This is a genomic window from Nonomuraea harbinensis (assembly GCF_019396385.1).
GTDB lineage: Bacteria > Actinomycetota > Actinomycetes > Streptosporangiales > Streptosporangiaceae > Nonomuraea > Nonomuraea ferruginea.
On the sequence record NZ_JAHKRN010000002.1, the window covers coordinates 105,945 to 130,744 of the forward strand.

Genomic DNA, 24,800 nt, shown 5'->3' on the forward strand with positions numbered 1-24,800 from the left:
GGCTAACATTCCGTAACGTGGCGAAAGCATCGGATCTCGTCAAACGCCTGCTCGTGGGACGAGCCCTGCGCAGCGGCCAGCTCCACGAGCAGCTCCTGCCGAAGCGCCTCGCGCTGCCGGTCTTCGCCAGCGACGCCCTCTCCTCCGTGGCGTACGCGCCCCAGGAGATCCTCGTCATCCTGTCCCTGGCGGGTGTGGCGTTCTACTCCTACAGCCCGTGGATCGCCATCGCCGTCATCGTCGTCATGATGACGGTGGTGGCGTCGTACCGGCAGAACGTGCACGCCTACCCCAGCGGCGGCGGCGACTACGAGGTGGCCTCCACCAACCTGGGGCAGAACGCCGGGCTCACGGTGGCCAGCGCGCTCATGGTCGACTACGTGCTCACCGTCGCGGTGTCGGTGGCCAACGGCGTCGACTACGTGGGCGCCACGATCCCGTTCGTCGCCCAGCACAAGCCACAGGTCGCGATCGGCATCGTGATCCTGCTCACACTGGTCAACCTGCGCGGGCTGCGCGAGTCGGGGCTGGCGTTCGCGGTGCCGGTGTACGCGTTCATGTTCGCCGTGCTCGGCATGATCGCCATCGGCTCGTACGAGCTGGTCTTCCTCGGCATCGAGCTGCGCGCTCCCACCGCCGACTTCGGCATCGTGGCCGAGCAGAGCGACCTGACCGCCTTCGCCGCGGCGTTCCTGATCCTGCGCGCCTTCTCCACCGGCTGCGCGGCGCTCACCGGCGTCGAGGCCATCAGCAACGGCGTGCCCGCCTTCCGCAAGCCCCGGAGCCGCAACGCCGCGAAGACGCTGCTCATGATGGGCCTGATCGCGGTCGCCATGTTCGGCGGCATCACCGCGCTCGGCCTGGCGTCCGGCGTCAAGGTGGCGGATCCGTCGGTCGCCGCGACCGACCTGCTGCGGCCCGACGGCACTCCCGTCGGCCCCGGCTACCACCAGCAGCCGATCATCTCGCAGGTGGCCGACGCGGTCTTCGGCGGCGGCTCGGCCCCGTTCTACGTCATCTCGGGCGTGACCGCGCTGGTGTTGTTCCTGGCCGCCAACACCGCCTTCAACGGCTTCCCCGTGCTCGCCTCGATCCTGGCCCAGGACCGCTTCCTGCCGCGCCAGCTCCACACCCGCGGTGACCGGCTGGCCTTCTCCAACGGCATCATCATCCTGGCCCTGGCGGCGTGCCTGCTGCTGTGGGGCTTCCAGGCCGACGTCAGCCGCCTGCTCAACCTCTACATCGTCGGCGTCTTCGTCTCCTTCACGCTCAGCCAGACCGGCATGGTCATCCACTGGACGCGCCGGCTGCGTACCGAGGACGACCTGAAGGCCCGCCACCAGATGCACCGGTCGCGGACGATCAACTTCTTCGGCGCCGTGATGACCGGGCTGGTGCTCGTGGTCGTGCTGGTGACCAAGTTCGCGGTGGGCGCGTGGATCGTGTGCATCGCGATGCCGCTGCTGTTCCTCATGATGAAGGGCATCAGGCGCCACTACGACAACGTCGCGGCCGAGCTGGAGCTCACCGAGGACGTCGACATGACCACGCTGCCCGCCCGCAACCACGCGATCGTGCTGGTGTCCAAGGTGCACAAGCCGACCATGCGGGCGCTCGCCTACGCCCGCGCCACCCGGCCCTCCACGCTGGAGGCGATCACGGTCGGCGTCGAGGGCGAGGACGCGCGCCGCCTGCGGGAGGACTGGGAGCGCCGGGGCATCCAGGTGCCGCTGAAGATGCTCGACTCGCCCTACCGCGAGATCACCCAGCCGATCCTCGACTACGTCAAGTCCGTACGCCGCCGCTCCCCGCGCGACGTGGTGACCGTCTTCATCCCCGAGTACGTGGTCGGCCACTGGTGGGAGCACCTGCTGCACAACCAGAGCGCGTTCCGGCTGAAGGCGCGGCTGCTGTTCAAGCCGGGCGTGATGGTGACCAGCGTGCCGTGGCAGCTCCACTCGTCCACCCGGCTGTCCGGCCGTCCCGAGCCGCTCGCCCCCGGCGGGGTGCGCCGCCCGCTGCAGCGCTCGTCCGGCGAGAAGGACGTCAACCGCCGCTGATGCGGACGCCCAGGCGCGCGGAGTCCGCGGCGGTCCAGCCGGGGGGCGGGGCGACGGCCGCCCACCCGTACACGATGAGCGACCCGTAGCGGTGGCCGTAGCCGGGCGGGGTGCCCAGCCCGGCCGTCATGTCGCCCAGCACCTGCCAGAAGGTCACCAGGGGGAACCAGTTCATCTGCGGGTTGATCGCCGGCGCGCGCGGCTCCTCCAGCCAGGCCGGCCGGTCGAAGATGAGCCGGGGTGTCCACCACACCACCGGGTCGGAGGCGTTCTGCAGGTAGACCACCCGCGGGTGCGGCTCGCCCGCCAGGTCGGCGGGCCGCTGCGCGAACCGGACGATCTCGCCCGACCCGTAGACGGGCCGCCAGACCGGGCTGCCGGGGTCGCGCTCCGTCGTGAGCTCGTACCAGATGGGGTTGGCGTACGGCGAGCCGATGAACAGGGCACCGTCCGTGCGGGCGACCATGTCGTCCAGCCCGCTGAACGCGCTCTCCACCGAGTAGGAGCCGAGGCTCTCGCCGCCCACCAGGAGCAGCGGCCGGTCGTCCGCGGGCAGCCGCTCCCAGCGCTCCCTGACCGCGTCGAACAGCGTCCGGCCGGCCACCGCCGCCCGGTCCCTGTCGACGAGGAACGACACCCAGCTCGGCAGGTACGAGTACTGCACGGCGACCGTGGCCGTGTCGCCGTTGTACATGTACTCCAGCGCCTCGCAGAGGCCGGGATCGACCCAGCCCGTGCCGGTGGTGCCCAGCACGGCCAGCACCGGCCGCTCGAACGCGCCGGTGCGCTCCAGCTCCCGCACCGCCAGGTCGGCCCGCGCGCGCGGCGTGGGCGCGGACTCCAGGCCCACGTACACCCTGATCGGCTGCTCGGCGGGCTTGCCGGAGAACGTCTCCAGCTCTCGCGGGGTCAGCGCGGCGCCGGTGAACGTGCGCCCCTCCTTGCCGAGTTCCTGCCAGCCCACCAGCGACCGCGGACCGCCCGACAGCTCCGGCGAGGCCGGGCGGCGCACGCCCGCCTGCGTGCTCTCGTTGGCCACCGACGAGACGTTGTTCATCGCGGCGACGAACCCGGAGAACAGCACGTCGTTGAAGAACACCGCGATCAGGAAGGCCACCAGGATCCCCCCGATCGCGTGTCCCACGATGTGCGGGACGTAGCGGTCGAGCCACCCGATCAGCTTGCGCCCGCCCAGCCGCACCAGCCGGGCCAGCGTCAGGAACACGCAGAACAGCACGGTGGCCAGCCCGATGATGACCGGCGGATACCAGGGGATCACGGTGTCCATGCCCATGAGCGCCCGCAGGTCGCGCTGCCAGCCGTAGCTGTAGGACAGCGCCGCCACCGTCAGCGCCGCGCACACCCCGAGCATGACCTCCCAGGCCCGCCGCACCCACCGCGCGGGCGGCCGGTAGCGGATCACCGCCCGGCACCCGGCCCCGATCGACGCGCCCACGCCGTAGCCGAGTATGGCCGTGACGGCCCCCATCACCCCCTGGTACTCCCACGTACGCGGCAGCAGCGAGGGCGTCAGCGAGGCGCAGAAGAACAGCGTGGCGAGGAGCGTCCCGGCGAAGCCGAGCCTCCTGCGCACCACCCGCCCCGACTCCGTCACGATCGTCAACCGTAGTCGAGCGGGCCGGGCGGGATCCCTCCGGGCATAGGCTGTCGGGTGTGGAACAGGCATCGCTCGAGCTGACGGTAGGTCCGGTCGCCCACGGCGGCTGGTGCGTGGCACGCCATGAGGGCCGTGTGGTCTTCGTCCGCCACGCGCTGCCAGGGGAGCGGGTCGTGGCCGAGGTCACCGAGGAGACGAGCCGTTTCCTGCGGGCCGACGCGGTGCGCGTCATCGAGGCGTCGCCCGACCGGGTCGTGCCGCCCTGCCCGTACGCCGGCCCCGGCCTGTGCGGCGGCTGCGACTGGCAGCACGCCACCCTGGAGGCGCAGCGCCGGCTCAAGGCCGACGTGGTGGCCGAGCAGCTGCGCCGCCTCGCCGGCATCGAGCGCGAGGTCGTCGTCGAGGAGGTGCCCGGCGCCAAGGACGGGCTCGGCTGGCGCACCCGCGTCCAGTTCGCCGCCCTTTCCGACGGCCGGCTCGGCCTGCGCAGGCACCGCTCCCACGAGATCCAGCCGATCGACGCCTGCCTGATCGCCCACCCCGAGGTGGAGGCCGTCGGCGCCGAGTCGCACGACTGGCCGGGCGCCCGCGCGGTCGAGGTGATCGCCTCGTCCGGCGGCGAGCGGGCCGTCGTCGTCACCCCGCGCCACCGCCGCCCCGTCGCCGTGCCCGACCTCGACGCGCCCGCCGCCGTCCTGCTCGACGAGGGCAAGGGCCGCACCGCCGCGCGGCGCGGTTCCGGCGTGCTGCACGAGCGGGTGGGCGAGCGCGAGTTCCGGGTCGCGGGCAGCGGCTTCTGGCAGGTCCACCCGGGCGCCGCCGAGACCCTCCTCGACGCCGTCCTCGCCTACGCCGCCCCCGAGCCGGGGGAGTGGGCGCTCGACCTCTACTGCGGCGCCGGCCTGTTCGCGGCCGGCCTGGCCGAGGCGGTCGGCCCCGAGGGCGCCGTGTTCGGCCTGGAGTCGGAGGCCGCCGCCGTGCGCGACGCCCGCGCCAACCTGCGCGACCTGCCCCAGGCCAGGATCGAGCGCGGCCGCGTCGAGGACGCCCTCGACCGCTACCAGATCGAGCGCGCGGACCTCGTGGTCGTCGACCCGCCCCGCGCGGGCCTGGGCCGCGACGTGGTCTCCCGCGTCGCCGCCCTTGAGCCGTCACGCGTCGTGTACGTGTCCTGCGACCCCGCGACGCTGGCCCGAGACCTCGCCTGGCTGGCCGAGCGCGGCTATCCGCTGGCCGACCTGCGGGCCTTCGACGCCTTCCCGATGACCCACCACGTGGAGTGCGTCGCCCTCCTGGTCAGAGCCGGACAGCCTTAGAGCCAGCCCATGCGCTGCGCCGTCCTGATCGCCTCCAGCCGGTTCTGCGCGTTCAGCTTGGTCATGGCGCTCGACAGGTAGTTGCGCACCGTGCCCTCGGTCAGGTGCAGCTCGCCCGCGATCCGCGCGATCGGGTGGCCGTCGGCGGCCAGCCGCAGCGCGTCGCGTTCCCGGTCGGTGAGCGGGCTGTCGCCGGCCGCCATCGCGGCGGCGGCCAGCTCGGCGTCGAGATAGCGCCCGCCCGACTGGACCTTGCGGATCGCCATGGCCAGCTCCTCGGCGGAGGCGTCCTTGCCGAGGAACCCGCTCACCCCGGCGGCCATGGCCCTGCGCAGGTAGCCGGGCCGGCCCAGGCTGGTCAGGATCACGATCTTGCATGTGGAGCTGATCCGCTCGGCGGCGCTCAGCCCGTCCATGCCGGGCATCTCGATGTCCAGCACGGCCACGTCCGGCCGGTGCTCCGCGACCGCGTCCACCACCTCGTCGCCCCTGCCCACCTGGGCCACGACCTCGATGCCGTCCTCCAGGTCGAGCAGCGCCGCCAGCGCGCCCCGGATGAGGTGCTCGTCGTCGGCCAGCAGCACGCGCGTGGTCATGCCGGCACCACCACCCTGAGCACGTACGAGCCGCCGGGCGTGGGCGCGGCCGAGAGCGTGCCCCCGGCGCCGCGCACGCGCTGGGCGAGCCCGCCGAGGCCGTTCGGCGCGTGCTCGCCCGGCGGGCCGATGACGCCGTCGTTGGTCATCTCCAGGATCCCCTCCTTGATGGTGATCGTGCAGTGCTCGGCCTTGCTGTGCTTGAGCACGTTGGTGGCGCCCTCGCGGACCACGGTGGCCAGCAGGGTGCGGGTCTCGGGTGACAGCGCGCCGGCGTCGCACTCCACGGTGCAGCGCACGTCGGCCGCCTCCAGCACCGCGCGGACGCTGGCCAGCACCTCGTCGAAGTCGAGCGCCCGGTAGTTCTGCACGGCCGCGCGCACCTCGCGCAGCGACCGCCGGGCGACGTCGCGTACCTCGAACATCTCGCGGGAGGCCGCCTCGGGGTCGGCGCGCAGCAGGTCCTCGGCCCCCGCCGTCCTGGCGGCGATGCCGGTGAGGCTCTGGCCGAGCAGGTCGTTGAGGTCGCGGGCGAAGCGCAGCCGCTCCTCCGACACGGCCAGCAGGGCCCTGGCCTCCTGGCCCTCGTGCGCCTCCCTGGTGATGCTCCACAGCCACAGGTTCACCGGGATGCCGCCGGCGAGCAGGCCGGTGAACAGGACCTGCATGAGCAGCAGCGCCGGCTCGAACGCGCCGAGCACGAGGAAGAGGACGGTCACCGGCACCATGGACGCGGCCGACAGCAGGAGGGTGGTGCGCCCGCGGACCCACGGCGACACCATCGCCGGCCACAGCGCGATCGTCGGCACGGCCGCGAACGGCGTCAGCAGCAGCGCCATCACCCCGCCGGCGGCCAGCAGCCTGGTCGGCCGGGCCGCGCCCCTGACCGCCAGCCGGAAGACCCGCATCCCGAGCACCACGACCGAGACGACGAGCACGGCCCCGGCGGCGGCCAGCGGGCCCGGCATGCCGCCCTCCCACGCCGCGTACACCATCACGAGCCCGATCAGGCCCAGCGCGAGGACGAAGTCCGTCGAGTAGACGATGAGCCAGCGGACCTTGTCGAGCTTGGTGGCGCGCCTCATGCCGGCACCCGCGCCCGCAGCACGAACTCCCCGTCGCGCACCGGCCCGGCGGAGAAGGCGCCGCCCGCGGCGGTCATCCGCTCGGCCAGGCCGCGCAGTCCGCTCCCGGCGCCGTTCGAGGTGCCGTTCACGGAGCTGTACTCGGGGCTGATCTTCGTGCCGTGCACGCCGTCGTTGCGCATCTCCAGCACGCCGTCGGCGAAGGTGATCGAGCAGCGGGAGGCGGAGCTGTGCTTGAGCACGTTCGTGGCGCCCTCGCGCACCACCCAGGCGAGCAGCGCGCGGGCGGCGGGCGGCAGCTCGCCGGTGCCCGCCTCGACGACGCACCGGGTGCCGGCGGCCTCCAGCACGGCGCGCGCCCTGGCCAGCTCCTCGTCCAGGTCCAGCGACCGGTAGCCGTCCACGGCGAGCTGGACCTCCGTCAGCGACTCGCCGGTCAGCCGCCGCACGTCGGCCATCTCGGCAGCGGCCTTGGCGGCGTCCTTGGTCGCGAGCTTGGCGGCCAGCTCGCTCTTGAGCGTGATGACGGACAGGCTGTGGCCGAGCAGGTCGTGCAGGTCGCGGGCGAAGCGCAGCCGCTCCTCGGCGACGGCGAGCCTGGACTTGGCCGCCTGGCTGTCGTGCGCGTCCCTGATCGTCCACCAGAGCCAGCGCCACGACCACATGGCCAGCGGCATCAGCACGGCGCCGGACAGCTGGATCAGCAGCACCGCCTGCCACGGACCGCCGTGCCCCGTCTGCATGACGGTGATGGCCGTGACCAGCGCCGTGCCCATCAGGGCGGTCGCCCAGAACGGCAGGTGGAGCAGGACGACGCTGAGCCAGAGGTACGCCACGACCTCCCAGGTCATGAACGAGCCGTCCCGCGGCATCGGCAGCAGGAGGACCGCCACCACCGCGACCCCGGACACGAGCAGCTTGACCGTGGGCCGGGGCCGGTTGTCGAAGGCGTCCCTGAGGATGAGGGAGAACATGACGAGGACCACGGTCAGGCACGTGATGGAGGCCGCCGCGCCCACCCAGCCGATCATGCTCATCTGGGCCGCGACGGCGATCGTGGCGACGAAGGCGATGCCCATCAGGAGGACCATGCCGTCCATCCAGTAGATGAGGATCTTCTTCGCCGTTTCCGGCCTGGTGGCCACCCTGACTCCCCTAACCGCTCGTAGGCCGCGTCCCGCAGCGAAAGCCTATAGTTCCGGCAAGGGTGGCTGTAATGGTCAGCTCCGCAAGGCCCTGGCCACCTCCGGGTCGGGGGCGGCGCCCCTCAGCGACAGCCACGCCAGCCCGTGCCGGACGGCGAACGCGGCCAGCTTCCGCGCGTCCGTCACACTCAGATCTCCCGGATCGGCCAGCACACACGTCAACGCCAGCCGAGGCGGCCCGCCACCGATCCCGTCCGAGCCCGCCGCGCGGGCCGGCGCGCCGGTGGTGGCCCTGTCCGCGCCCGTCAGCCCGGACGGCTCGCCGGTGGCGGCTGCGGCCGTGCCCGCCGGCCTGGACGGTTGGCGGGTGGTGGTCTTGTTCGCGACTGTCGGTCCGTACGGGCTCGTGAGCTGGGCCTGGGCGGCTCGTACGGCCTTGGCGAGTCGTAGCAGGCGGCCCTCGGGGGCGTTCTGCGGCTCGATCTCGGCCAGCACGTTCACAGTGGCGACGCGGGCGCCCGCCTCGCGGGTGAGCCGAAGCATCAGCGCGTCGCGCGCCGACAGCCCGTCGGGGTGGAGCGGCAGCGTGAAGCCGACGCTCAGCCGCCGCTCCCGCTGCACGGCCCTGATCGCGCGGGCGCGGCGCAGCACCGTCGCCTGGTCGCCGGGGCGCGGCAGGTCGAAGTCGACGTAGCGGGCGTCGAAGGCGCCGACGGCCCGCCGGTAGGCGGCGGCCAGCGCGCCCGGCCTGGTGCAGGTGGCGGCGGCCTCGCCGGCCGGGCCGCCGAAGACCAGCCCGGCGTCGCCGCCGAGGGCGCGCAGCCCGGCGATCCGGTTGGCCACCGGGTCGTGGCCGAACGCCAGCCGCCCGGCCCACCGCTGCGCGCAACCGTCGGGCGCGGCCGTCAGGTGGCCGAGCGCGTACCAGCGGGTGCCGGTGCGGCGCGCGTCGGTGGGAAGGTCGAAGCCCGGGTCGGCCGCGGTGTCGACGAACGTCACGAATCCGGACGGCCCCGGCGGGACCGGCGGTGGCGCGGGGGTGGCGCGGGCAGGCGGGGGAGAGGGCCGGGGCGTCGTCTGGTGGAGCGTGGCCCGGGCGGGCAGCAGCGAGAGCGCCGCCCCGGTGGCCACCGCCAGGACGCCCGCGGCCAGGAAAGCGAGCGGACGCGGGAGCGTACCTGCGGGTCTTCTGCGCCGTGAGGCCGACATGAGCCACTCCGAGTGATCACATGACTACGGAACGCGGTTGAGGGTGGACGTTAGCAAGCGTTCGGGGTGGCGCGCGGTCAATCTCCGGATGACGTCCGCTTTGGATCGATAATGGCGTCATGAAGTTGAGGATCTTCACCGAGCCCCAGCAGGGCGCCACCTATGACGAACTGCTCACCGTGGCCAGGACCGCCGAGCGGCTTGGCTTCGACGCGTTCTTCCGGTCTGACCACTATCAGCGCATCGGGGACGGCGACCCGGGCCCCGGCTCGACCGACGCCTGGATCACGCTGGCGGGGCTGGCCCGCGAGACCTCCACGATCAGGCTGGGCACCCTGGTGACGCCGACCACGTTCCGGCTCCCCGGGCCGCTGGCGATCAGCGTGGCCCAGGTCGACCAGATGAGCGGCGGCCGGGTCGAGCTGGGGCTGGGCACCGGCTGGTATGACGGCGAGCACGCCGCGTACGGCATCCCGTTCCCGCCCACGGCCGAGCGGTTCGGCCGTTTCGAGGAGCAGTTGGAGATCATCAAGGGGCTGTGGGCGGCGGAGAAGTCGTACTCCCACGACGGCCCCTACTACCGGGTCGTCGACTCGCCCGCGCTGCCCAAGCCGGCGCAGCGGCCGGGCCCGCCGATCATCGTCGGCGGCTTCGGCGCCAAGCGCACCCCGCGCCTGGCCGCGACGTACGCCGACGAGTACAACGTGCCCTTCCACACCGTGGAGGAGACCGCGACCGCGTTCGAGCGGGTGCGCCGGGCGGCCCAGGAGACGGGCCGGGACATCCTGATGTCGGCGGCGCAGACCGTGTGCGTGGGCCGTGACCAGGCCGAGCTGGAGCGCAGGGCCGCCGCCGCCGGCACGCCGCTGGACGAGCTGCGCGAAGGAGGGCTGGCCGGGACCCCGGCCGAGGTGCTGGAGAAGATCGGCGCGTTCGGCTCGCTAGGCGCCGAGCGGATCTACCTGCAGGTGATGGACCTGGGGGATCTGGAGCACCTGGAGCTCATCGCCGCCGAGGTGCTGCCGCACGTGTAACTCGATGGCGGCGTTTCGCCGGGCTGGTGCACACTTGTCCGCGTGCTCCTGACGATCTCCACGACGGCGCGGCCCGCCACCGACCTCGGCTTCCTGCTGCACAAGCATCCTGACCGGGTGCAGCGGTTCGGCCAGTCGTTCGGCGAGGCGACCGTGTTCTATCCAGAGGCGGGGGAGGAGCGGTGCACCGCCGCGCTGCTGCTCGACGTCGACTCGGTCACGCTGGCCAGGTCGCGGGGCAAGAACACGCCCGACTTCAGCCTGGCCCAGTACGTCAACGACCGGCCCTACGCCGCGTCCTCGCTGCTGGCGGTGGCGCTGGCCGACGTGTTCCGCACCGCGCGGGCCGGGCGCTGCCATGCCCGGCCCGAGCTGGCGGCGGCGCCGCTGCCGCTGGAGATCCGGCTGCCGGCGCTGCCCTGCAGAGGCGGCCCTGAACTGGCCGAGCGGCTCTTCGCGCCGCTCGGCTGGCGGGTGAGCGCCCGGCCGGTGCCGCTCGACGAGGGCTTCCCCGAGTGGGGGGACTCGCGGTACGTGCGGCTGGAGCTGTCCGGCACGGTGCGGCTGGCCGACGCGCTCAACCACCTGTACGTGCTGCTTCCGGTGCTCGACGACGGCAAGCACTACTGGATCGCGTCCGACGAGATCGACAAGCTGGTCCGGGCCGGAGAGGGCTGGCTGTACGGGCATCCGGAGCGGTCCCTGATCACCCGCCGCTACCTGGGGCGGCGCTGGGCGCTGGCCCGCACCGCGCTGGCCCGGCTCGCCGAGCTGGGCGACGAGCCCGAGGAGCGGCTGGAGCCCGCGCTCGCCGAGGAGGCGCCGGAGGGCGAGACGGCCGCCGACGAGGCCGCCGCCGCCGAGGCCGAGGCGCGCGGCACGACCGGAGAGGACTCCCCTGACGCTGGTGCGGAGGTGCGCGGTGGGGCCGGAGGCGACGACCCCGGCGCTGGTGCGGAGGTGCGCGGCGCGGCCGGAGAGGACGCCCCTGACGCGGCGGGCGCCGGTGCTGAAGTGCCTGGGGGGAAGCGGGTGCCGTTGCACGCCCGGCGGCGGGCCGCCGTGCTGGAGGTGCTGGAGGAGCTCGGGGCGACCAGTGTCATCGACCTCGGCTGCGGTCAGGGCGAGCTGGTCGGCGCGCTGCTGGCCAGGCCGCGCTTCGCCCGCGTGGCGGGGATGGACGTCTCGGCGACGGCGCTGACCATCGCCGCGCGCAAGCTCAGGCTGGAGCGCATGCCCGACAGCAAGCGCGCCAGGCTCACCCTCTTCCAGGGCGCGCTCACGTACACCGACGGGCGCCTGGCCGGTTACGACGCCGCCGTGCTCATGGAAGTGGTCGAGCACGTGGACCCGCCGCGCCTGGCCGCGCTCGAACAGGTCGTGTTCGGCCACGCCAAGCCCGGCCACGTCGTCGTCACCACGCCCAACGTCGAGTACAACCCGCGCTACCCCTTCCTCACCGGCCTGCGCCACCCCGACCACCGCTTCGAGTGGACCCGCGCCGAGTTCGCCGCCTGGACCGCGAGAGTGGGCGAGCGCTACGGCTACCGTGCCGAGCTGCGGCCGGTCGGCGAGGAGGACCCGGAGCTCGGCCCGCCCACCCAGATGGGAGTGTTCACCCGTGATCAGCGTTCCTGAGCTCTCCCTGGTGGTGCTCGTCGGCGTCTCCGGCAGCGGCAAGTCCACCTTCGCCGCCCGCCACTTCAGGCCGACCCAGGTCATCTCGTCCGACTTCTGCCGCGGCATCGTCTCCGACGACGAGAACGACCAGAGCGCCACCCCGGACGCCTTCGACCTGCTGCACCACATCGTCGGCGTGCGCCTGTCGCGCGGGCTGCTCACCGTCGTGGACGCCACCAACGTGCAGTACGCCGCCCGCAAGAGCCTCGTCGACCTGGCCAGGCGGCACGACGTGCTGTGCGACGCGATCGTGCTGGACGTGCCGGAGGAGGTGGCGGTCGCGCGCAACGCGGCCAGGCCCGACCGTGACTTCGGCGCGCGGGTCGTCATCCGCCAGCGCAAGGAGCTGCGCCGCTCGCTGGGCAGGATCTCCCGCGACGGGTTCAGGAAGGTGCACGTCCTGCGGGGCGTGGAGCAGATCGAGAGCGCCGCGGTCTCGTACGAGAAGGCCTGGACCGACCGGCGCGAGCTGACCGGCCCGTTCGACGTGATCGGCGACGTGCACGGCTGCCGGGCGGAGCTGGAGGCGCTGCTGGAGAAGCTCGGCTGGCGGCACGGCCCCCAGGGCGTGAGCCATCCCGGGGGCCGCACCGCCGTGTTCGTCGGCGACCTGGTCGACCGCGGGCCCGACACGCCGGGCGTGCTCCGCCTCGTCATGGACATGGTCGAGGCCGGCACCGCGATCTGCGTGGCCGGCAACCACGAGGCCAAGCTGGCCCGCGCGCTGGGCGGACGCAAGGTCACGCTCGCGCACGGCCTGCGCGAGTCGCTCGACCAGCTCGCCGCCGGGCCGCCGGAGTTCGCCGACCGGGCGCGGGCCTTCATGGACGGGCTGATCAGCCACTACGTGCTCGACGGCGGGCGGCTGGTGGTGGCGCACGCCGGGCTCAAGGAGGCGTACCACGGGCGGGCCTCCGGCCGCGTGCGGGCCTTCGCGCTGTACGGCGACACCACCGGCGAGACCGACGAGTACGGCCTGCCGGTCCGCTACCCGTGGGCGCGGGAGTACCGGGGCACGGCCATGGTCGTCTACGGCCACACGCCGACCGTGCGGCCCGAGTGGGTCAACAACACGATCTGCCTCGACACCGGCTGCGTCTTCGGCGGCAGCCTGACCGCGCTGCGCTACCCGGAGCGGGAGCTGGTCCAGGTGCCCGCCCAGCAGGTCTGGTACGAGCCGGTCAAGCCGCTCGCCGCCCCCGAGCGCGATCCGGACCTGCTCGCCGTCGACGACGTCCGCGGCACCCGTCACGTCGAGACCAGGTTCGGCGGCCGGGTCAAGGTGAACGAGGAGAACGCCGCCGCGGCGCTGGAGGTGATGAGCCGGTTCGCGGTGGACCCGCGCTGGCTGGTCTACCTGCCGCCGACCATGGCGCCGCCCGAGACGTCCGCGCTCGACGGCTACCTGGAGCACCCGAACGAGGCGTTCGAGGAGTTCGCCGCCGCCGGGGTGGAGGAGGTCGTGTGCGAGGAGAAGCACATGGGCTCGCGCGCCGTGGCCGTGCTCGCCAGGACGCCCGAGGCGGCCGCCGAGCGGTTCGGCGTCACCGACGGCAGCTCCGGCGCCGTCTACACCCGCACCGGCCGGCCGTTCTTCGCCGACACCGGGCCGCTGGTGGAGCGGCTGCGCGCGGCCTGCGAACCGCTGTGGGACGCGCTCGGCTCCGACTGGGTCGCGCTCGACTGCGAGCTGCTGCCCTGGTCCGCCAAGGCAGGCGAACTGATCAGGCGCCAGTACGCCTCGGTCGGCGCCGCCGCCCGCGCCGCGCTGCCCGACGCCGTCGCCGCGCTGGAGGCGGCGGCCGGGCGCGGGCTGGACGTGGCCGGGCTGCTCGACCGCACCCGCCGCCGCGCGGGCAACGCCGCGCTGTTCCGCGACGCGTACGCGCGCTACTGCTGGCCGGTCGACGGCCTGGAGGGGGTACGGGTCGCGCCCTTCCAGATCCTGGCGTGCCAGGGGAGGGCCACGGCGCTGGAGCCGCACGCCTGGCACCTGGAGACGCTGGCCACGCTCACCGCGCCGATCATCGCCCCGACCCGGCACGTCTTCGTCACGCTCGGCTCGGCCAGGTCCAGGGCCGCGGCCGTCGCGTGGTGGGAGTCGCTGACCGCCGCCGGCGGCGAGGGCATGGTGGTCAAGCCGGCCGCGCACGTGGCGGGGCGGGTGCAGCCGGGCGTCAAGGTCAGGGGCCGCGAGTACCTGCGGATCATCTACGGCCCCGACTACACCGAGTCGCTGGACGTGCTGCGCAGGCGTTTCCTCGGCAAGAAGCGCTCGCTCGCGCTGCGCGAGCACGCGCTCGGCCTGGAGGCGCTGGCGCGGCTGGCGGACGGCGAGCCGGGCTGGCGGGTGCACGAGCCGGTGTTCGCCGTGCTCGCCCTGGAGTCGGAGCCCGTGGACCCGAGGCTGTGACCTCGGCGGGGACCCGGCGCCGGGACAGATCGGGTTTTCCGAAGACAAGGCGCTAGAAAAGGCGATCGCGGGTAGTTGCCTCCCCATCCAGGGGAGGGCTCGCATGGTAAGCCGGCACACCGGTCAGGAGAAACTCGGGCGCGTCATCTTCATCGCCGCTTCGGCGGCCGTCGGGGGCTTCCTGTTCGGGTACGACAGCTCGGTCATCAACGGCGCCGTCGTGGGCATCCAGAACCACTTCGAGGTGGGCAGCGTCGAGATCGGCTTCGTGGTCGCCGTCGCGCTGCTCGGCTCCGTCGTCGGCGCCTGGTTCGGCGGCGGGTTCGCCGACCGGTGGGGGCGCACCAGGACCATGCAGATCGCGGCGATCGTCTTCGCCGTGAGCTCCATCGGCCAGATGCTGCCGTTCGCCGTCTGGGACCTGACGTTGTGGCGCGCCCTGGCGGGGGTCGGGATCGGGATGGCGTCGGTGCTCGGGCCCGCCTACATCGCCGAGGTGGCCCCGCCCGCCTACCGCGGCAGGCTGGGATCGTTCCAGCAGCTCGCCATCGTGCTCGGCATCGCCATGTCGCAGCTGGTGAACTACGTGATCGCCCGGCTCGCGGGCGGCGACGTGAACAACCATCTGTGGGGTCTGCAGGCGTGGCAGTGGATGCTCGGCGCCTGTGTCGTGCCCGCGCTCGCCTACCTGTGGCTCGCCTCCGTCATCCCCGAGTCGCCGCGCTACCTCGTCATGGCGGGGGAGCCCCGGCGGGCCAAGGAGGTGCTGGCCCAGGTCGAGGGCGACGAAGGCGACCTGGACGAGCGCGTACGGGAGATCCAGCACGTGCTCAGGACCGAGCACCGGCCGACGCTCAAGGACCTGCGCGGCCGGGCGCTGGGACTGCTGCCGATCGTCTGGATCGGCATCATCCTGTCGGTCTTCCAGCAGTTCGTCGGCATCAACGTGATCTTCTACTACTCGTCGGTGCTGTGGCAGTCGGTGGGCATCAACCAGGCCGACTCGCTGCTGATCAGCTTCTCCAGCTCGATCATCAACATCGTCGGCACGTTCATCGCCATCGCCCTGGTGGACAGGATCGGCCGCAAGCCGCTGCTGCTCCTGGGCTCGGCCGGCATGGCCGTCTCGCTGGCCACCGCCGCCTGGGCGTTCAGCTTCGCCCGGCCGATCGAGGGCACGATGGCGCTGCCCAGCCCGCAGGGCGCGATCGCGCTGATCGCGGCGAACCTGTTCGTGCTGTTCTTCGCCCTGTCCTGGGGTGTCGTGGTCTGGGTGCTGCTGGGTGAGATGTTCCCCAACCGCATCCGCGCCGCCGCGCTGGGCGTGGCCGCCGCCGCCCAGTGGCTCGCCAACTGGGTGATCACCGTCACGTTCCCGGCGATGTCGGAGTGGAACCTGTCGCTCACGTACGCGATGTACGCGGCCTTCGCCGTGCTGTCGTTCCTCTTCGTCACCAGGTGGATCAAGGAGACGAAGGGCCGGAGGCTGGAGGAGATGGGCTAGCCGCCGGCCCCGGTCGCTCTCACCGCCGGGAGCCGAAGCGGCGGCGGACGAACATGAAGACCATGGCGCCGATCCAGATGAAGAAGAGGAACTTCAGCACGCCGAAGCCGCCCGCGAAGAGCCCCACCATCAGGAACACGAACAGGATCGGCACGATCGGCCCCGGCCCCCGGTGGCCGTGGTGCCGGGGGTGCATCGGCCCGCGATGGTGGTGTCCCATCTGGTGCCGGAACGCCTTCATCTGCTTGCGGTGCGCCCGCATCGCCTCCTGCCAGGAGGCGGCGTCCGGCCAGGGCCCCAGGTCGGCGACGGGGGCGGGCCTGGGCCGGGCGGGCCCGTGGCCGGGCAGGTCGGCCGTGATGCGGGCCAGGTCGCGGCCGGTGCGGGCGGCCAGCGTCTGGTCGAGGCGCTCGTCGAGCTCCTCGTGGGTCAGACGGCCCTGGGCGAAGTGCTCGCGCAGGGCGGTCATGGTCTGCTCGCGCTCCGCGTCGCCGATGCGGAGGTCGTCATGGTCCATCACGGATGCCTCGCTCTCGCCGGGCCGGCTCATCGCCTCACTCCTCGCCCGGGTCGCCGTCGGCCAGGATCTGGTAGAGCTTGCGCCGGGTCTCAACCAGAGTCTTACGCGCTTCGCGGATCTGTGCGTCGCTCCCGGACTGGAGAATCTGCATCATCGCGAAAGCGGACTGCCGGGCGGTGTCCCACAGATCGGCCGTGTTGTCGTCGATGTCGGGCCGCATCTCGTCCCACGGGGCGCGGATCTCGTCGGCGTGCGCCTCGATGTAGGCGCGGCCCTCGTCGGTGAGGCGGAAGGTCTTGCGGCCCTCGTTCTCCTCCGCGATGATCAGCCCTTCGTCCGTGAGCTGCTGCAACGCCGGGTAGACGGCGCCGGGGCTGGGCTTCCAGCCGCCCTCGCTGCGCTCGGCGATCTCCTGGATGATCTGGTAGCCGTTGCGCGGCTCCTCGGCCAGCAGCGCGAGGATCGCGGCTCGTACGTCACCGCGCTTGGCCTTGCGGGGCCTGCCGCCCCAGCCGCGGTGGCCGCCGAACGGGCCGCCGGGACCCCACGGGCCGCGCCCGAGGTCGAACGGGAACGGGCCAGGGCCTCTGCGCCCGCGGTGGCGGTGTTCGTGGTGGTGATGGTGACCCTGCTCGAACGCCTCGGCCACGGCCTTGACCGTGTCGCGCAGAGCCTTCTTCACCTCGTGCGCCTCGGGCCACTGGCCTCCCATGGCGTGGGCGGATGTCATGTCGTACTCCTCTCGACCGTTCTACGATGCTTCAAAGATATATCGACAGTGTGTCGATAGCAACAATTCCGACAAGTGACTCAGATCACCAAAAACTTCGAGAGGGCCGGGAACAGGATCCAGGGGTACTACGTTGTTCCCATCAGACGAGGTCGTTCCGCGTCGGCAGGGCTGGGGGGTGCTGTCGCCGCTGGAGACGGCCTCGTCTGCATTTTCGGAACGTTCTAGGGACTTCCGGGCGACAGGCGGAAGCGGGCGCGGGGCGCTAGCATCCCGATCATGATGGGGCACACGCACGCGCTGACGGGGGCCATCGCCTGGCTGGGGCTCGCGCCCCCGCTCGCCGCACTGCCGCTGCTGAACGAGTCGTCCCGGTTCATCGAGACCGGCATCATGGCCACCGCGCTGAGCCCGGCCGAGCTGATCGCCGGCGCGATCATCTGCGCGGGCGCCGCCATGCTCCCCGACCTCGACCACCCGAGCGCCACCATCGCCCAGACCTTCGGTCCCGTCACCTGGCTGCTCAGCAAGGCGGTCTCGTGGCTGAGCGGCGGACACCGGGGCGCCACCCACTCGCTGGCGTTCGCGATCGCGATCGGGCTGGGCGCCCACTGGCTGGCCGCCGCCTACCCGATCGGCCGCGACATCATGGTGGTGCTGCTCATCGGGCTGGCCCTGCGCGCGATCGGCATCGGCATCCCGGGCAAGAAGCTCGCCTCGGCCATGGTCAACATCGGCATGACGGCCGGGCTCTACGCCGTCTTCCTGTCCATGGACGTCGGGTACGCCTGGCTGGGGCTGGCCGTGGGCATCGGCTCCTTCATCCACGTGGTGGGCGACTGCATGACCGAGCGGGGCTGCCCGGTGCTCTGGCCGCTGTCGGTCAAGTTCGTGCTGCCGTGGAAGATCGGCATCAAGACGGGCAGGAAGTTCGAGCAGAAGATCCTGGCTCCCGTGCTCTCCGTCGCCATCGTCGGCCTGCTCTTCTGGCGGCTCGGGCCGCTTTAACTTGATGTCGAGATACTTTAGAGATATCTTGATGTCGAGACAATCTGCGGCCGGCGTGACTTAGGTCCACCTAACGTGAAGAACGCTTCCCCGGTGCGGCAGGATTCTTAGTGAGCTAACCGTCAATGGAGGAGGCGAATCACCGTGTCCGCGAACAGCTTCGGCAGCCGTGACACGCTGCGCGTCGGCGACGCGTCTTATGAGATTTTCCGGGTGGACGCCGTCGAAGGTGCTGCACGCCTCCCGTACAGCCTGAAGATCTTGCTGGAGAACCTCCTCCGCACCGAGGACGGCGCCAACATCACCGCCGACCACATCCGCGCGCTCGGCGGCTGGGACCCGAACGCGAAGCCGAGCGTGGAGATCCAGTTCACCCCCGGCCGCGTCATCATGCAGGACTTCACTGGCGTGCCCTGCGTGGTCGACCTCGCCACCATGCGCGAGGCGGTGCGCGACCTCGGCGGCGACCCGGCCCGCATCAACCCGCTGGCCCCCGCCGAGATGGTCATCGACCACTCGGTCATCGTCGACTACTTCGGCCACCCCGACGCCTTCCGGCGCAACGTCGAGCGCGAGTACGAACGCAACGGCGAGCGCTACCAGTTCCTGCGCTGGGGCCAGACGGCCTTCGACGAGTTCAAGGTCGTCCCGCCCGGCACCGGCATCGTCCACCAGGTCAACATCGAGCACCTCGCCCGCGTGGTCATGACGCGCGACGGCAAGGCCTACCCCGACACCTGCGTCGGCACCGACTCCCACACCACCATGGAGAACGGCATCGGCGTGCTCGGCTGGGGCGTCGGCGGCATCGAGGCCGAGGCCGCGATGCTCGGCCAGCCGATCTCCATGCTCATCCCGCGCGTGGTCGGCTTCAAGCTCAACGGCGAGCTGCCCGCCGGCGCCACCGCCACCGACCTGGTGCTGACCATCACCGAGATGCTGCGCGCGCACGGCGTGGTCGGCAAGTTCGTGGAGTTCTACGGCGAGGGCGTGTCGTCCGTGCCGGTGGCCGACCGGTCCACGATCGGCAACATGAGCCCCGAGTTCGGCTCCACCTGCGCCATCTTCCCGATCGACGGCCAGACCGTCGACTACCTCCGGCTCACCGGCCGCTCCGAGGAGCAGATCGAGCTCGTCGAGGCCTACGCCAAGGCCCAGGGCCTGTGGCTCGACCCGTCGGCGGCCGAGCCCCAGTTCTCCGAATACCTGGAGCTCGACCTCGCCACCGTCGTGCCGTCCATCGCCGGCCCCAAGCGCCCGCAGGACCGCATCGCGCTCTTCGACGCCAAGCAGGCCTGGCGGTCCGCCGTCAAGGACTACGCGGCGAGCATCCTGGGCCCCGCCGACGAGGCGTCCGCCGAGTCGTTCCCCGCCTCCGACTCCCCGGCGGTCAGCCACAGTGGCAACGGCGACAAGCCGCACTCCGCCCACCTCGAACGCGAGCGGCCGCACAACAAGGTGCCGGTCACGCTGGCCGACGGCACCTCGTTCGAGATCGACCACGGCATCGTGGCCATCGCCGCCATCACCTCCTGCACCAACACCTCCAACCCGTACGTGATGCTCGGCGCGGCCCTGCTGGCCCGCAACGCCGTCGACAAGGGCCTGACCCGCAAGCCGTGGGTCAAGACCTCGCTGGCGCCCGGCTCGCAGGTCGTCACGGGCTACTTCGAGCGCTCGGGCCTCCAGCCCTACCTCGACAAGCTCGGCTTCAACCTGGTCGGCTACGGCTGCACGACCTGCATCGGCAACTCGGGCCCGCTGCCGGAGGAGATCTCCAGGGCGGTGCACGACAACGACCTCGCGGTCACCGCCGTGCTGTCCGGCAACCGCAACTTCGAGGGTCGCATCAACCCCGACGTCAAGATGAACTACCTGGCCTCGCCGCCGCTCGTGGTCGCCTACGCGCTGGCCGGGACCATGGACATCGACCTCGACAACGAGCCGCTCGGCACCGGCAACGACGGCGAGCCCGTCTACCTGCGCGACATCTGGCCGGCGCCCGACGAGATCACCGACGTGGTCAGCTCCTCCATCGGCCGCGAGATGTTCGAGCGCGACTACGCCGACGTGTTCGAGGGCGACGACCACTGGAAGTCGCTGTCGATCCCGACCGGCGACACCTTCGAGTGGGACCCCGACTCCACCTACGTCCGCAAGGCCCCCTACTTCGAGGGCATGCCGCGCGAGCCGGAGCCCGTCGCCGACATCGCCGGCGCCCGCGTGCTGGTCAAGGTCGGCGACTCGACCACCACCGACCACATCTCCCCGGCCGGCTCCATCAAGGTGGGCACGCCCGCCGCCGAGTACCTGCGCGAGCACGGGGTCAAGGTCAGGGACTTCAACTCGTACGGGTCGCGGCGCGGCAACCACGAGGTGATGATCCGCGGCACGTTCGCCAACATCCGGCTGCGCAACCAGATCGCGCCCGGCACCGAGGGCGGCTACACCCGCGACTTCACCCGGCCGGAGGCGCCGGTGTCGTTCATCTACGACGCCTCGGTCAACTACGCCGCCCAGGGCACCCCGCTCGTCGTGCTCGCGGGCAAGGAGTACGGCTCCGGCTCCTCGCGAGACTGGGCCGCCAAGGGCACCGCGCTGCTGGGCGTCCGCGCCGTCATCGCCGAGTCCTACGAGCGCATCCACCGCTCCAACCTGATCGGCATGGGCGTGCTGCCGCTGCAGTACCCCGAGGGCCAGACGGCCGACTCGCTCGGCCTGACGGGCGAGGAGACGTTCGACATCACCGGCGTCGAGGCGCTCAACGACGGCTCCGTCCCCGGGACCGTCCACGTCAAGGCCGGTGACGTCGAGTTCGACGCGGTCGTGCGCATCGACACGCCGGGCGAGGCCGACTACTACCGGCACGGCGGCATCATGCAGTACGTTCTGCGCGGCCTGCTCGCCAAGTGAGCCTTCCGCGCCTCCGCCCGGCCACCAGCCGGCCGGAGGCGCGGGCCAGGGCGAGATCCTGTCACGCCCGCATCAGGGGATCACCCGTGCCCACGAGACGCCGCCCGGCGACACACCCGTCGCCGGGCGGCTCTCCACGTCAGGACACTGCCGAGGGCGGGGCCGACCAGGTGTCGCAGGCGGAGGGGGAGACGGCGTGATGGCCGCGCTTGAGCCAGCGCACCCGGGTGGCGCCCGCGCCGTGGCTGCGCCGGTGCCCGTCGTCGCCGCTGGCGCGGGTGGCGTCGAGCAGTGCCGCCCAGTCGTCGCCGGTACGCTCCAGCGACCCCCACACGGCGCCCAGGAACACCCCCGACAGGCAGTCGGTCTGCAGCTCGTAGCGGCGGCCCAGCTCGGCCTGGCGACCGGGGCTCGCCTTGACCCCGGCCTCGTAGTGGCGCCGGGCGCCGGTCAGCGACTGCAGGTGGTGGCCGTACTCGTGGGCGGCGACCTTCAGCGGGTAGAGGTCCGTGCGGTTCTCGATCCAGTCGCCGGTGAGCGGGAACACCAGGACGCGGCGGTTGGTGCAGTAGAAGGCGGCGGCGCTCTCGGGCCACGGCACGCCGCACACACGCCGCTCGGGCTCGTCGTAGAAGCGCACCGCGGGCTTGCGGAAGGGACGCCGGTCGGCGGCGAAGTGCGCCTTCCATGACTTATCCAGACACTTCACGACTGTGGCTAGATACTCGCGCGTCTGCGGGATCCCCCCGTACGTGATCGCCGGCTCGGGGCACACCACCCGCGCCAGCTTCCCGCTCCCGGCGAACGGGTCCTTGTACGGGGCCGCGTGCGCGGGCAAGACGGGCACGGCTGCTGCGGCGACCACGCACAGCCCCAGGAACGCAGATCGGACTCGCACGATCACGCAGCCTAGAGGATCCGCGGCCCCCGCCGCTCCGGGCCCTCATCGGCCTGTCGAGTCGCTCCTGGCCCGCCTGATGTCACCCTCGTGCCGTACCGCCCAGTCCGCCAGCGCCGAGAGGGGGATCAGCAGGGACCGGCCGAGCGGGGTCAGGCTGTACTCGACGCTCGGCGGCACCGTCGGAAGCACCTCCCGCCGTACCAGCCCGTCGATCTCCAGGCCGCGCAGCGTACGGGTGAGCATGCGCTGGCTGATGCCCTCGACGGCGCGGTGCAGCTCGTTGTACCGGTGCGGCCGCCCGCCGAGCAGGACCACCAGGAGCACGCTCCACTTGTCTCCGACGCGCCGGAACACCTCACCGGCAGGACAGGCCGCCAGTTCGTCCGCCGGCACGGGGCGCGGCAGCTCGTACGCGAGCGCGGAGGGAACACCGGTGTGCGTATCGGACATGAAACTGCCTTCTTTCGCCCTCTGCCCGGATCCGCCCAGGATGGGCGGGCCATGATCTGACCTTACGGGGGAGGCGTACGATGCCGAAGAATGTGATCATCAGCGGGGGCACGGACGGGATGGGCCGCGCGACCGCGCTGGCCCGGCTGGCGCGGGGCGACCAGGTCACCGTGATCGGCAGCAGCGCCGCCAAGGGCCGCGCCCTGCTGGCCGAGGCGGACAGCGATCGCCTGCGGTTCCTGCGGGCGGACCTGTCGTCGATCGCCGAAGCGCGCCGGGCGATCGCGGAGATCGCCGGGCGGCACGGGACGGTGGACGCGCTGGCGCTGTTCGCCAACCGGGTGAACGCCCGCCGTCTGGAGACCGCCGACGGCCTGGAGTCCACGTTCGCCCTGTACTACCTGAGCCGTTACCTGCTGAGCCACGGCCTGCGCCCGCTGCTCGACGCCGCGCCCGATCCGGTCGTGGTGAACGTGGCCGGCGTCGGCGTCACGACGGGCCGGATCTTCTGGGACGACCCGCAGCTCACCCGCGGCTACGGTCAGGTACGCGCCCAGCTCCAGGCCGGTCGGGCCAACGACCTGCTCGGCGTCGCGTTCGCCCGGCACGCGGAAAGCCGCGCCAGGTACGTCCTCTATCACCCCGGGTTCACCCGCAGCGGCCTGGACGGGCACCCGAACCCGCTGGTCCGCGCCGGGCTCAAGACGCTCGGCCGGCTCTTCGCCCGGCCGGTGGCCGACGCCGTGGCCCCCGTCGTGGCGTGGATCGACGCCCCGCCGCCGGCCCCGCTCACCGCCGTCGACCGCGGAAAACCGGTCCCGCTGTCGCTGCGTACGCTGGATCCGGACGACGCCGACCGGCTGGCCGCGTACACCGGGGACCTGCTGAATGCCGTCGCCGGCTCTCCCGGATGACCCGGTCGCCGATCGCGTCGCCCGCGGAAGATCATCACTTCGTGCCAGGTGGGGCGACGGAGGGTGAGCATGATGGAGTAGTCCGCATGGATGATCTGACGTTAGTGCTGCTAGTCGGCGGTTTGGCGGTTTTCGTGGGGGCGGTGGTCCAGGGGAGCGTGGGCTTCGGGATGGGCCTGGTGGCGGCTCCCGTGCTGACGCTGCTGGACCCTTCGCTGATGCCGGGCGCGATCCAGGTGACGAACATGACGTTGCCGCTGTTCACGCTGGCGGTGGAGTGGCGGCGCGTGGACTGGCGGGGGCTGGGTTTCGCGGTACTCGGCCGGTTGCCGGGCAGCGTCATCGGCGCCGCCATCGTGGTCTACATCTCCATCCACCACTTGGGCATCTTCGTGGGCGCCATGGTGCTCGTCGCGGTGATCCTCACGGCGCGGGCGGTGAGCCTGCCGCGGAACGGGTTCACGATCACCTCCGCGGGCTTCGTCTCCGGCATCACGGGCACCGCCACCGGCATCGGCGGGCCGCCCATCGCCCTCGTCTACCAGACCGCCAAGGGGCCGGAGATCCGGGCGACGCTGGCGATGTTCTTCTTCCTGAGCGCCGCCCAGTCTCTGGTCATCCTGGCCCTGGTCGGCCACCTGCCCGCCCGCGCGCTGGGCGCGGGCGCGGTGCTCGTCCTGCCGATGATCGCCGGCTTCCTCGTCTCGGGCCCGCTGCGCCGCTATCTCGACGGCGGCAAGGTCCGCATCGCCGTCCTCGTGGTGGCGGCGGTGTCGGCCGTCGTCCTGGTCGGCCAGAGCCTGGCGGGCGCGTGAGCCCGCAGGACGCGGGTCAGGAGGCCTTGCCGAGCCCCCGTACCAGGAGGGAGGCGGTCCTGGCGATGACGCCGTTGTCCACCTCGGCGTCGGCGGAGGGGCGCTGGATGTAGACGGCGATGATCACCGGGGCGCCCGACGGCGGCCAGGCGATCGCGATGTCACTGGCGGTCCCGTACACGCCGCCCGTGCCCGTCTTGTCGCCTGCCGTCCAGCCCTTGGGCAGACCGGCGAAGATGCGCTCCTTCCCGGTCTCGGTGGCCCGCATCCAGTCGGTCAGCCGCTTCCTGTCGGCCGCCACCAGGGCGTCCCCGACAGTGATCTTCTTCAGGTCGCGGGCCATGGACGCGGGCGTGATCGTGTCGCGCCTCTCTCCCGGCTTCCAGTCGTTCAGCTCGGTCTCCCAGCGGTCCAGCCGCCCGAACCGGTCGCCGAGCGAGCGGTAGTAGCGGGTCATGCCGGCGGGCCCGCCGATCTGCTTGAGCAGCACGTTGGCGGCGGTGTTGTCGCTCTGGGTGATGGTGGCGTGGCACAGCCGATCCGGGGTCATCCCGTTTCTGATGTTCTCCGGAAGGCCGGATACGGGGGAGTGGTCGACGACGTCCTTCTTCGTCCAGCGGAGGACGCGCTTCATCAGGCCGGGGTCCTCGGTGCGGGCCTTGTCCAGGATCGCGCCGCACAGGACGGCCTTGAACGTGGAGTTGCTCGGGAACCGCTCGCCGGCCCGGTGGCCGAAGGTCTTGCCGGTGCCCGTGTCGATGGCGAAGGCGCCGATGCGTCCCTGGTAGGAGGCTTCGAGCCGGCGCAGCTCCGCGCGGACGCCGTCCTCGCGGCCGGCCGGCGCGGCGACGGCGGCCTGCGGTCCCCCGGCGCCTCCGGCGAGCACTGC

General features: G+C 72.2%; 20 protein-coding genes. 10 read left to right on the top strand and 10 right to left on the bottom strand.

The window, feature by feature from the left end:
• Positions 1–17: 17 nt before the first annotated feature.
• Entirely contained in the window at positions 18–2,060 is a 2,043-nt protein-coding gene (locus KME79_RS02450; RefSeq protein ID WP_219543135.1) for an APC family permease, read from the top strand.
• On the opposite strand, the gene KME79_RS02455 is transcribed toward KME79_RS02450, so the two are convergent.
• Complete coding sequence (locus tag KME79_RS02455; protein WP_308248758.1) at positions 2,047–3,675, bottom strand: alpha/beta hydrolase; 1,629 nt, start codon at positions 3,673–3,675, stop codon at positions 2,047–2,049. The genes KME79_RS02450 and KME79_RS02455 overlap by 14 nt on opposite strands.
• Positions 3,676–3,734: 59 nt before the next feature.
• Between KME79_RS02455 and KME79_RS02460 the strand changes: the two genes are divergently transcribed.
• A complete protein-coding gene (locus KME79_RS02460) occupies positions 3,735–4,994 on the top strand; it encodes a class I SAM-dependent RNA methyltransferase (protein WP_308248759.1) in 1,260 nt (419 codons plus the stop codon).
• On the opposite strand, the gene KME79_RS02465 is transcribed toward KME79_RS02460, so the two are convergent.
• The 4 genes from KME79_RS02465 to KME79_RS02480 all read right to left on the bottom strand — a co-directional run bounded on the left by KME79_RS02465 (position 4,991) and on the right by KME79_RS02480 (position 9,029).
• Positions 4,991–5,590, bottom strand: coding sequence for a response regulator transcription factor (locus KME79_RS02465; protein ID WP_219543137.1), 600 nt, complete (start codon positions 5,588–5,590; stop codon positions 4,991–4,993). The genes KME79_RS02460 and KME79_RS02465 overlap by 4 nt on opposite strands.
• Positions 5,587–6,675, bottom strand: coding sequence for a sensor histidine kinase (locus KME79_RS02470; protein WP_219543138.1), 1,089 nt, complete (start codon positions 6,673–6,675; stop codon positions 5,587–5,589). The genes KME79_RS02465 and KME79_RS02470 overlap by 4 nt, the downstream gene beginning before the upstream one ends.
• Positions 6,672–7,820 (bottom strand): sensor histidine kinase, encoded by a 1,149-nt coding sequence (locus KME79_RS02475; protein WP_219543139.1) that lies wholly within the window; start codon positions 7,818–7,820, stop codon positions 6,672–6,674. The genes KME79_RS02470 and KME79_RS02475 overlap by 4 nt, the downstream gene beginning before the upstream one ends.
• Before the next feature lie 75 nt (positions 7,821–7,895).
• Positions 7,896–9,029, bottom strand: coding sequence for a glycoside hydrolase family 18 protein (locus KME79_RS02480; protein ID WP_219543140.1), 1,134 nt, complete (start codon positions 9,027–9,029; stop codon positions 7,896–7,898).
• A gap of 119 nt (positions 9,030–9,148) precedes the next feature.
• Here KME79_RS02480 and KME79_RS02485 point away from each other — a divergent pair, with 119 nt between their 5' ends.
• From KME79_RS02485 to KME79_RS02500, 4 genes are all read left to right on the top strand, one after another.
• Positions 9,149–10,063 carry an LLM class F420-dependent oxidoreductase gene (locus tag KME79_RS02485; protein WP_219543141.1) on the top strand — a complete coding sequence of 305 codons (915 nt, stop codon included), beginning with the start codon at positions 9,149–9,151 and terminating at the stop codon, positions 10,061–10,063.
• 42 nt (positions 10,064–10,105) lie between these two features.
• Positions 10,106–11,701: a 3' terminal RNA ribose 2'-O-methyltransferase Hen1 gene (locus KME79_RS02490; protein WP_219543142.1), complete on the top strand. Its 1,596-nt coding sequence runs from the start codon at positions 10,106–10,108 to the stop codon at positions 11,699–11,701.
• A complete protein-coding gene (locus KME79_RS02495) occupies positions 11,685–14,156 on the top strand; it encodes a polynucleotide kinase-phosphatase (RefSeq protein ID WP_219543143.1) in 2,472 nt (823 codons plus the stop codon). The genes KME79_RS02490 and KME79_RS02495 overlap by 17 nt, the downstream gene beginning before the upstream one ends.
• A gap of 103 nt (positions 14,157–14,259) precedes the next feature.
• Entirely contained in the window at positions 14,260–15,660 is a 1,401-nt protein-coding gene (locus tag KME79_RS02500) for a sugar porter family MFS transporter (RefSeq protein ID WP_219543144.1), read from the top strand.
• Between the two features lie 19 nt (positions 15,661–15,679).
• Here KME79_RS02500 and KME79_RS02505 read toward each other — a convergent pair whose 3' ends face one another.
• Entirely contained in the window at positions 15,680–16,210 is a 531-nt protein-coding gene (locus KME79_RS02505) for a DUF1707 SHOCT-like domain-containing protein (RefSeq protein WP_219543145.1), read from the bottom strand.
• Between the two features lie 4 nt (positions 16,211–16,214).
• Positions 16,215–16,910 (bottom strand): PadR family transcriptional regulator, encoded by a 696-nt coding sequence (locus KME79_RS02510; RefSeq protein ID WP_219543146.1) that lies wholly within the window; start codon positions 16,908–16,910, stop codon positions 16,215–16,217.
• 279 nt (positions 16,911–17,189) lie between these two features.
• Between KME79_RS02510 and KME79_RS02515 the strand changes: the two genes are divergently transcribed.
• Together KME79_RS02515 and acnA are read left to right on the top strand one after the other, a co-directional pair.
• Positions 17,190–17,918 carry a metal-dependent hydrolase gene (locus KME79_RS02515; RefSeq protein WP_148030328.1) on the top strand — a complete coding sequence of 243 codons (729 nt, stop codon included), beginning with the start codon at positions 17,190–17,192 and terminating at the stop codon, positions 17,916–17,918.
• Between the two features lie 138 nt (positions 17,919–18,056).
• Positions 18,057–20,831, top strand: a complete 2,775-nt coding sequence (gene acnA / locus KME79_RS02520) for an aconitate hydratase AcnA (RefSeq protein WP_219543280.1) — start codon at positions 18,057–18,059, stop codon at positions 20,829–20,831.
• A 139-nt stretch (positions 20,832–20,970) separates the two neighbouring features.
• Here the strand turns inward: acnA and KME79_RS02525 are convergent, their stop codons facing one another.
• On the bottom strand, positions 20,971–21,729 hold the full coding sequence (locus tag KME79_RS02525; protein ID WP_219543147.1) for a neutral zinc metallopeptidase: 759 nt from the start codon (positions 21,727–21,729) through the stop codon (positions 20,971–20,973).
• 45 nt (positions 21,730–21,774) lie between these two features.
• On the bottom strand, positions 21,775–22,182 hold the full coding sequence (locus tag KME79_RS02530) for a winged helix-turn-helix transcriptional regulator (protein WP_219543148.1): 408 nt from the start codon (positions 22,180–22,182) through the stop codon (positions 21,775–21,777).
• An 80-nt stretch (positions 22,183–22,262) separates the two neighbouring features.
• On the opposite strand from KME79_RS02530, the gene KME79_RS02535 reads away from it, so the two are divergent.
• Entirely contained in the window at positions 22,263–23,096 is an 834-nt protein-coding gene (locus KME79_RS02535) for an SDR family NAD(P)-dependent oxidoreductase (protein WP_219543149.1), read from the top strand.
• Positions 23,097–23,218: 122 nt separating this feature from the next.
• Positions 23,219–23,911, top strand: a complete 693-nt coding sequence (locus KME79_RS02540; RefSeq protein ID WP_308248761.1) for a sulfite exporter TauE/SafE family protein — start codon at positions 23,219–23,221, stop codon at positions 23,909–23,911.
• Between the two features lie 16 nt (positions 23,912–23,927).
• Here the strand turns inward: KME79_RS02540 and bla are convergent, their stop codons facing one another.
• Complete coding sequence (bla, locus tag KME79_RS02545; RefSeq protein WP_308248769.1) at positions 23,928–24,797, bottom strand: class A beta-lactamase; 870 nt, start codon at positions 24,795–24,797, stop codon at positions 23,928–23,930.
• Positions 24,798–24,800 lie beyond the last annotated feature (3 nt).

Coding starts and splice junctions, on each gene's coding strand:
- KME79_RS02485 (WP_219543141.1), top strand. CDS start 9,149: ATGAAGTTGAGGATCTTCACCGAGCCCCAGCAGGGCGCCACCTATGAC.
- KME79_RS02500 (WP_219543144.1), top strand. CDS start 14,260: ATGGTAAGCCGGCACACCGGTCAGGAGAAACTCGGGCGCGTCATCTTC.
- KME79_RS02470 (WP_219543138.1), bottom strand. CDS start 6,675: ATGAGGCGCGCCACCAAGCTCGACAAGGTCCGCTGGCTCATCGTCTAC.
- KME79_RS02480 (WP_219543140.1), bottom strand. CDS start 9,029: ATGTCGGCCTCACGGCGCAGAAGACCCGCAGGTACGCTCCCGCGTCCG.
- KME79_RS02530 (WP_219543148.1), bottom strand. CDS start 22,182: ATGTCCGATACGCACACCGGTGTTCCCTCCGCGCTCGCGTACGAGCTG.
- KME79_RS02515 (WP_148030328.1), top strand. CDS start 17,190: ATGATGGGGCACACGCACGCGCTGACGGGGGCCATCGCCTGGCTGGGG.
- KME79_RS02535 (WP_219543149.1), top strand. CDS start 22,263: ATGCCGAAGAATGTGATCATCAGCGGGGGCACGGACGGGATGGGCCGC.
- KME79_RS02505 (WP_219543145.1), bottom strand. CDS start 16,210: ATGAGCCGGCCCGGCGAGAGCGAGGCATCCGTGATGGACCATGACGAC.
- KME79_RS02465 (WP_219543137.1), bottom strand. CDS start 5,590: ATGACCACGCGCGTGCTGCTGGCCGACGACGAGCACCTCATCCGGGGC.
- KME79_RS02510 (WP_219543146.1), bottom strand. CDS start 16,910: ATGACATCCGCCCACGCCATGGGAGGCCAGTGGCCCGAGGCGCACGAG.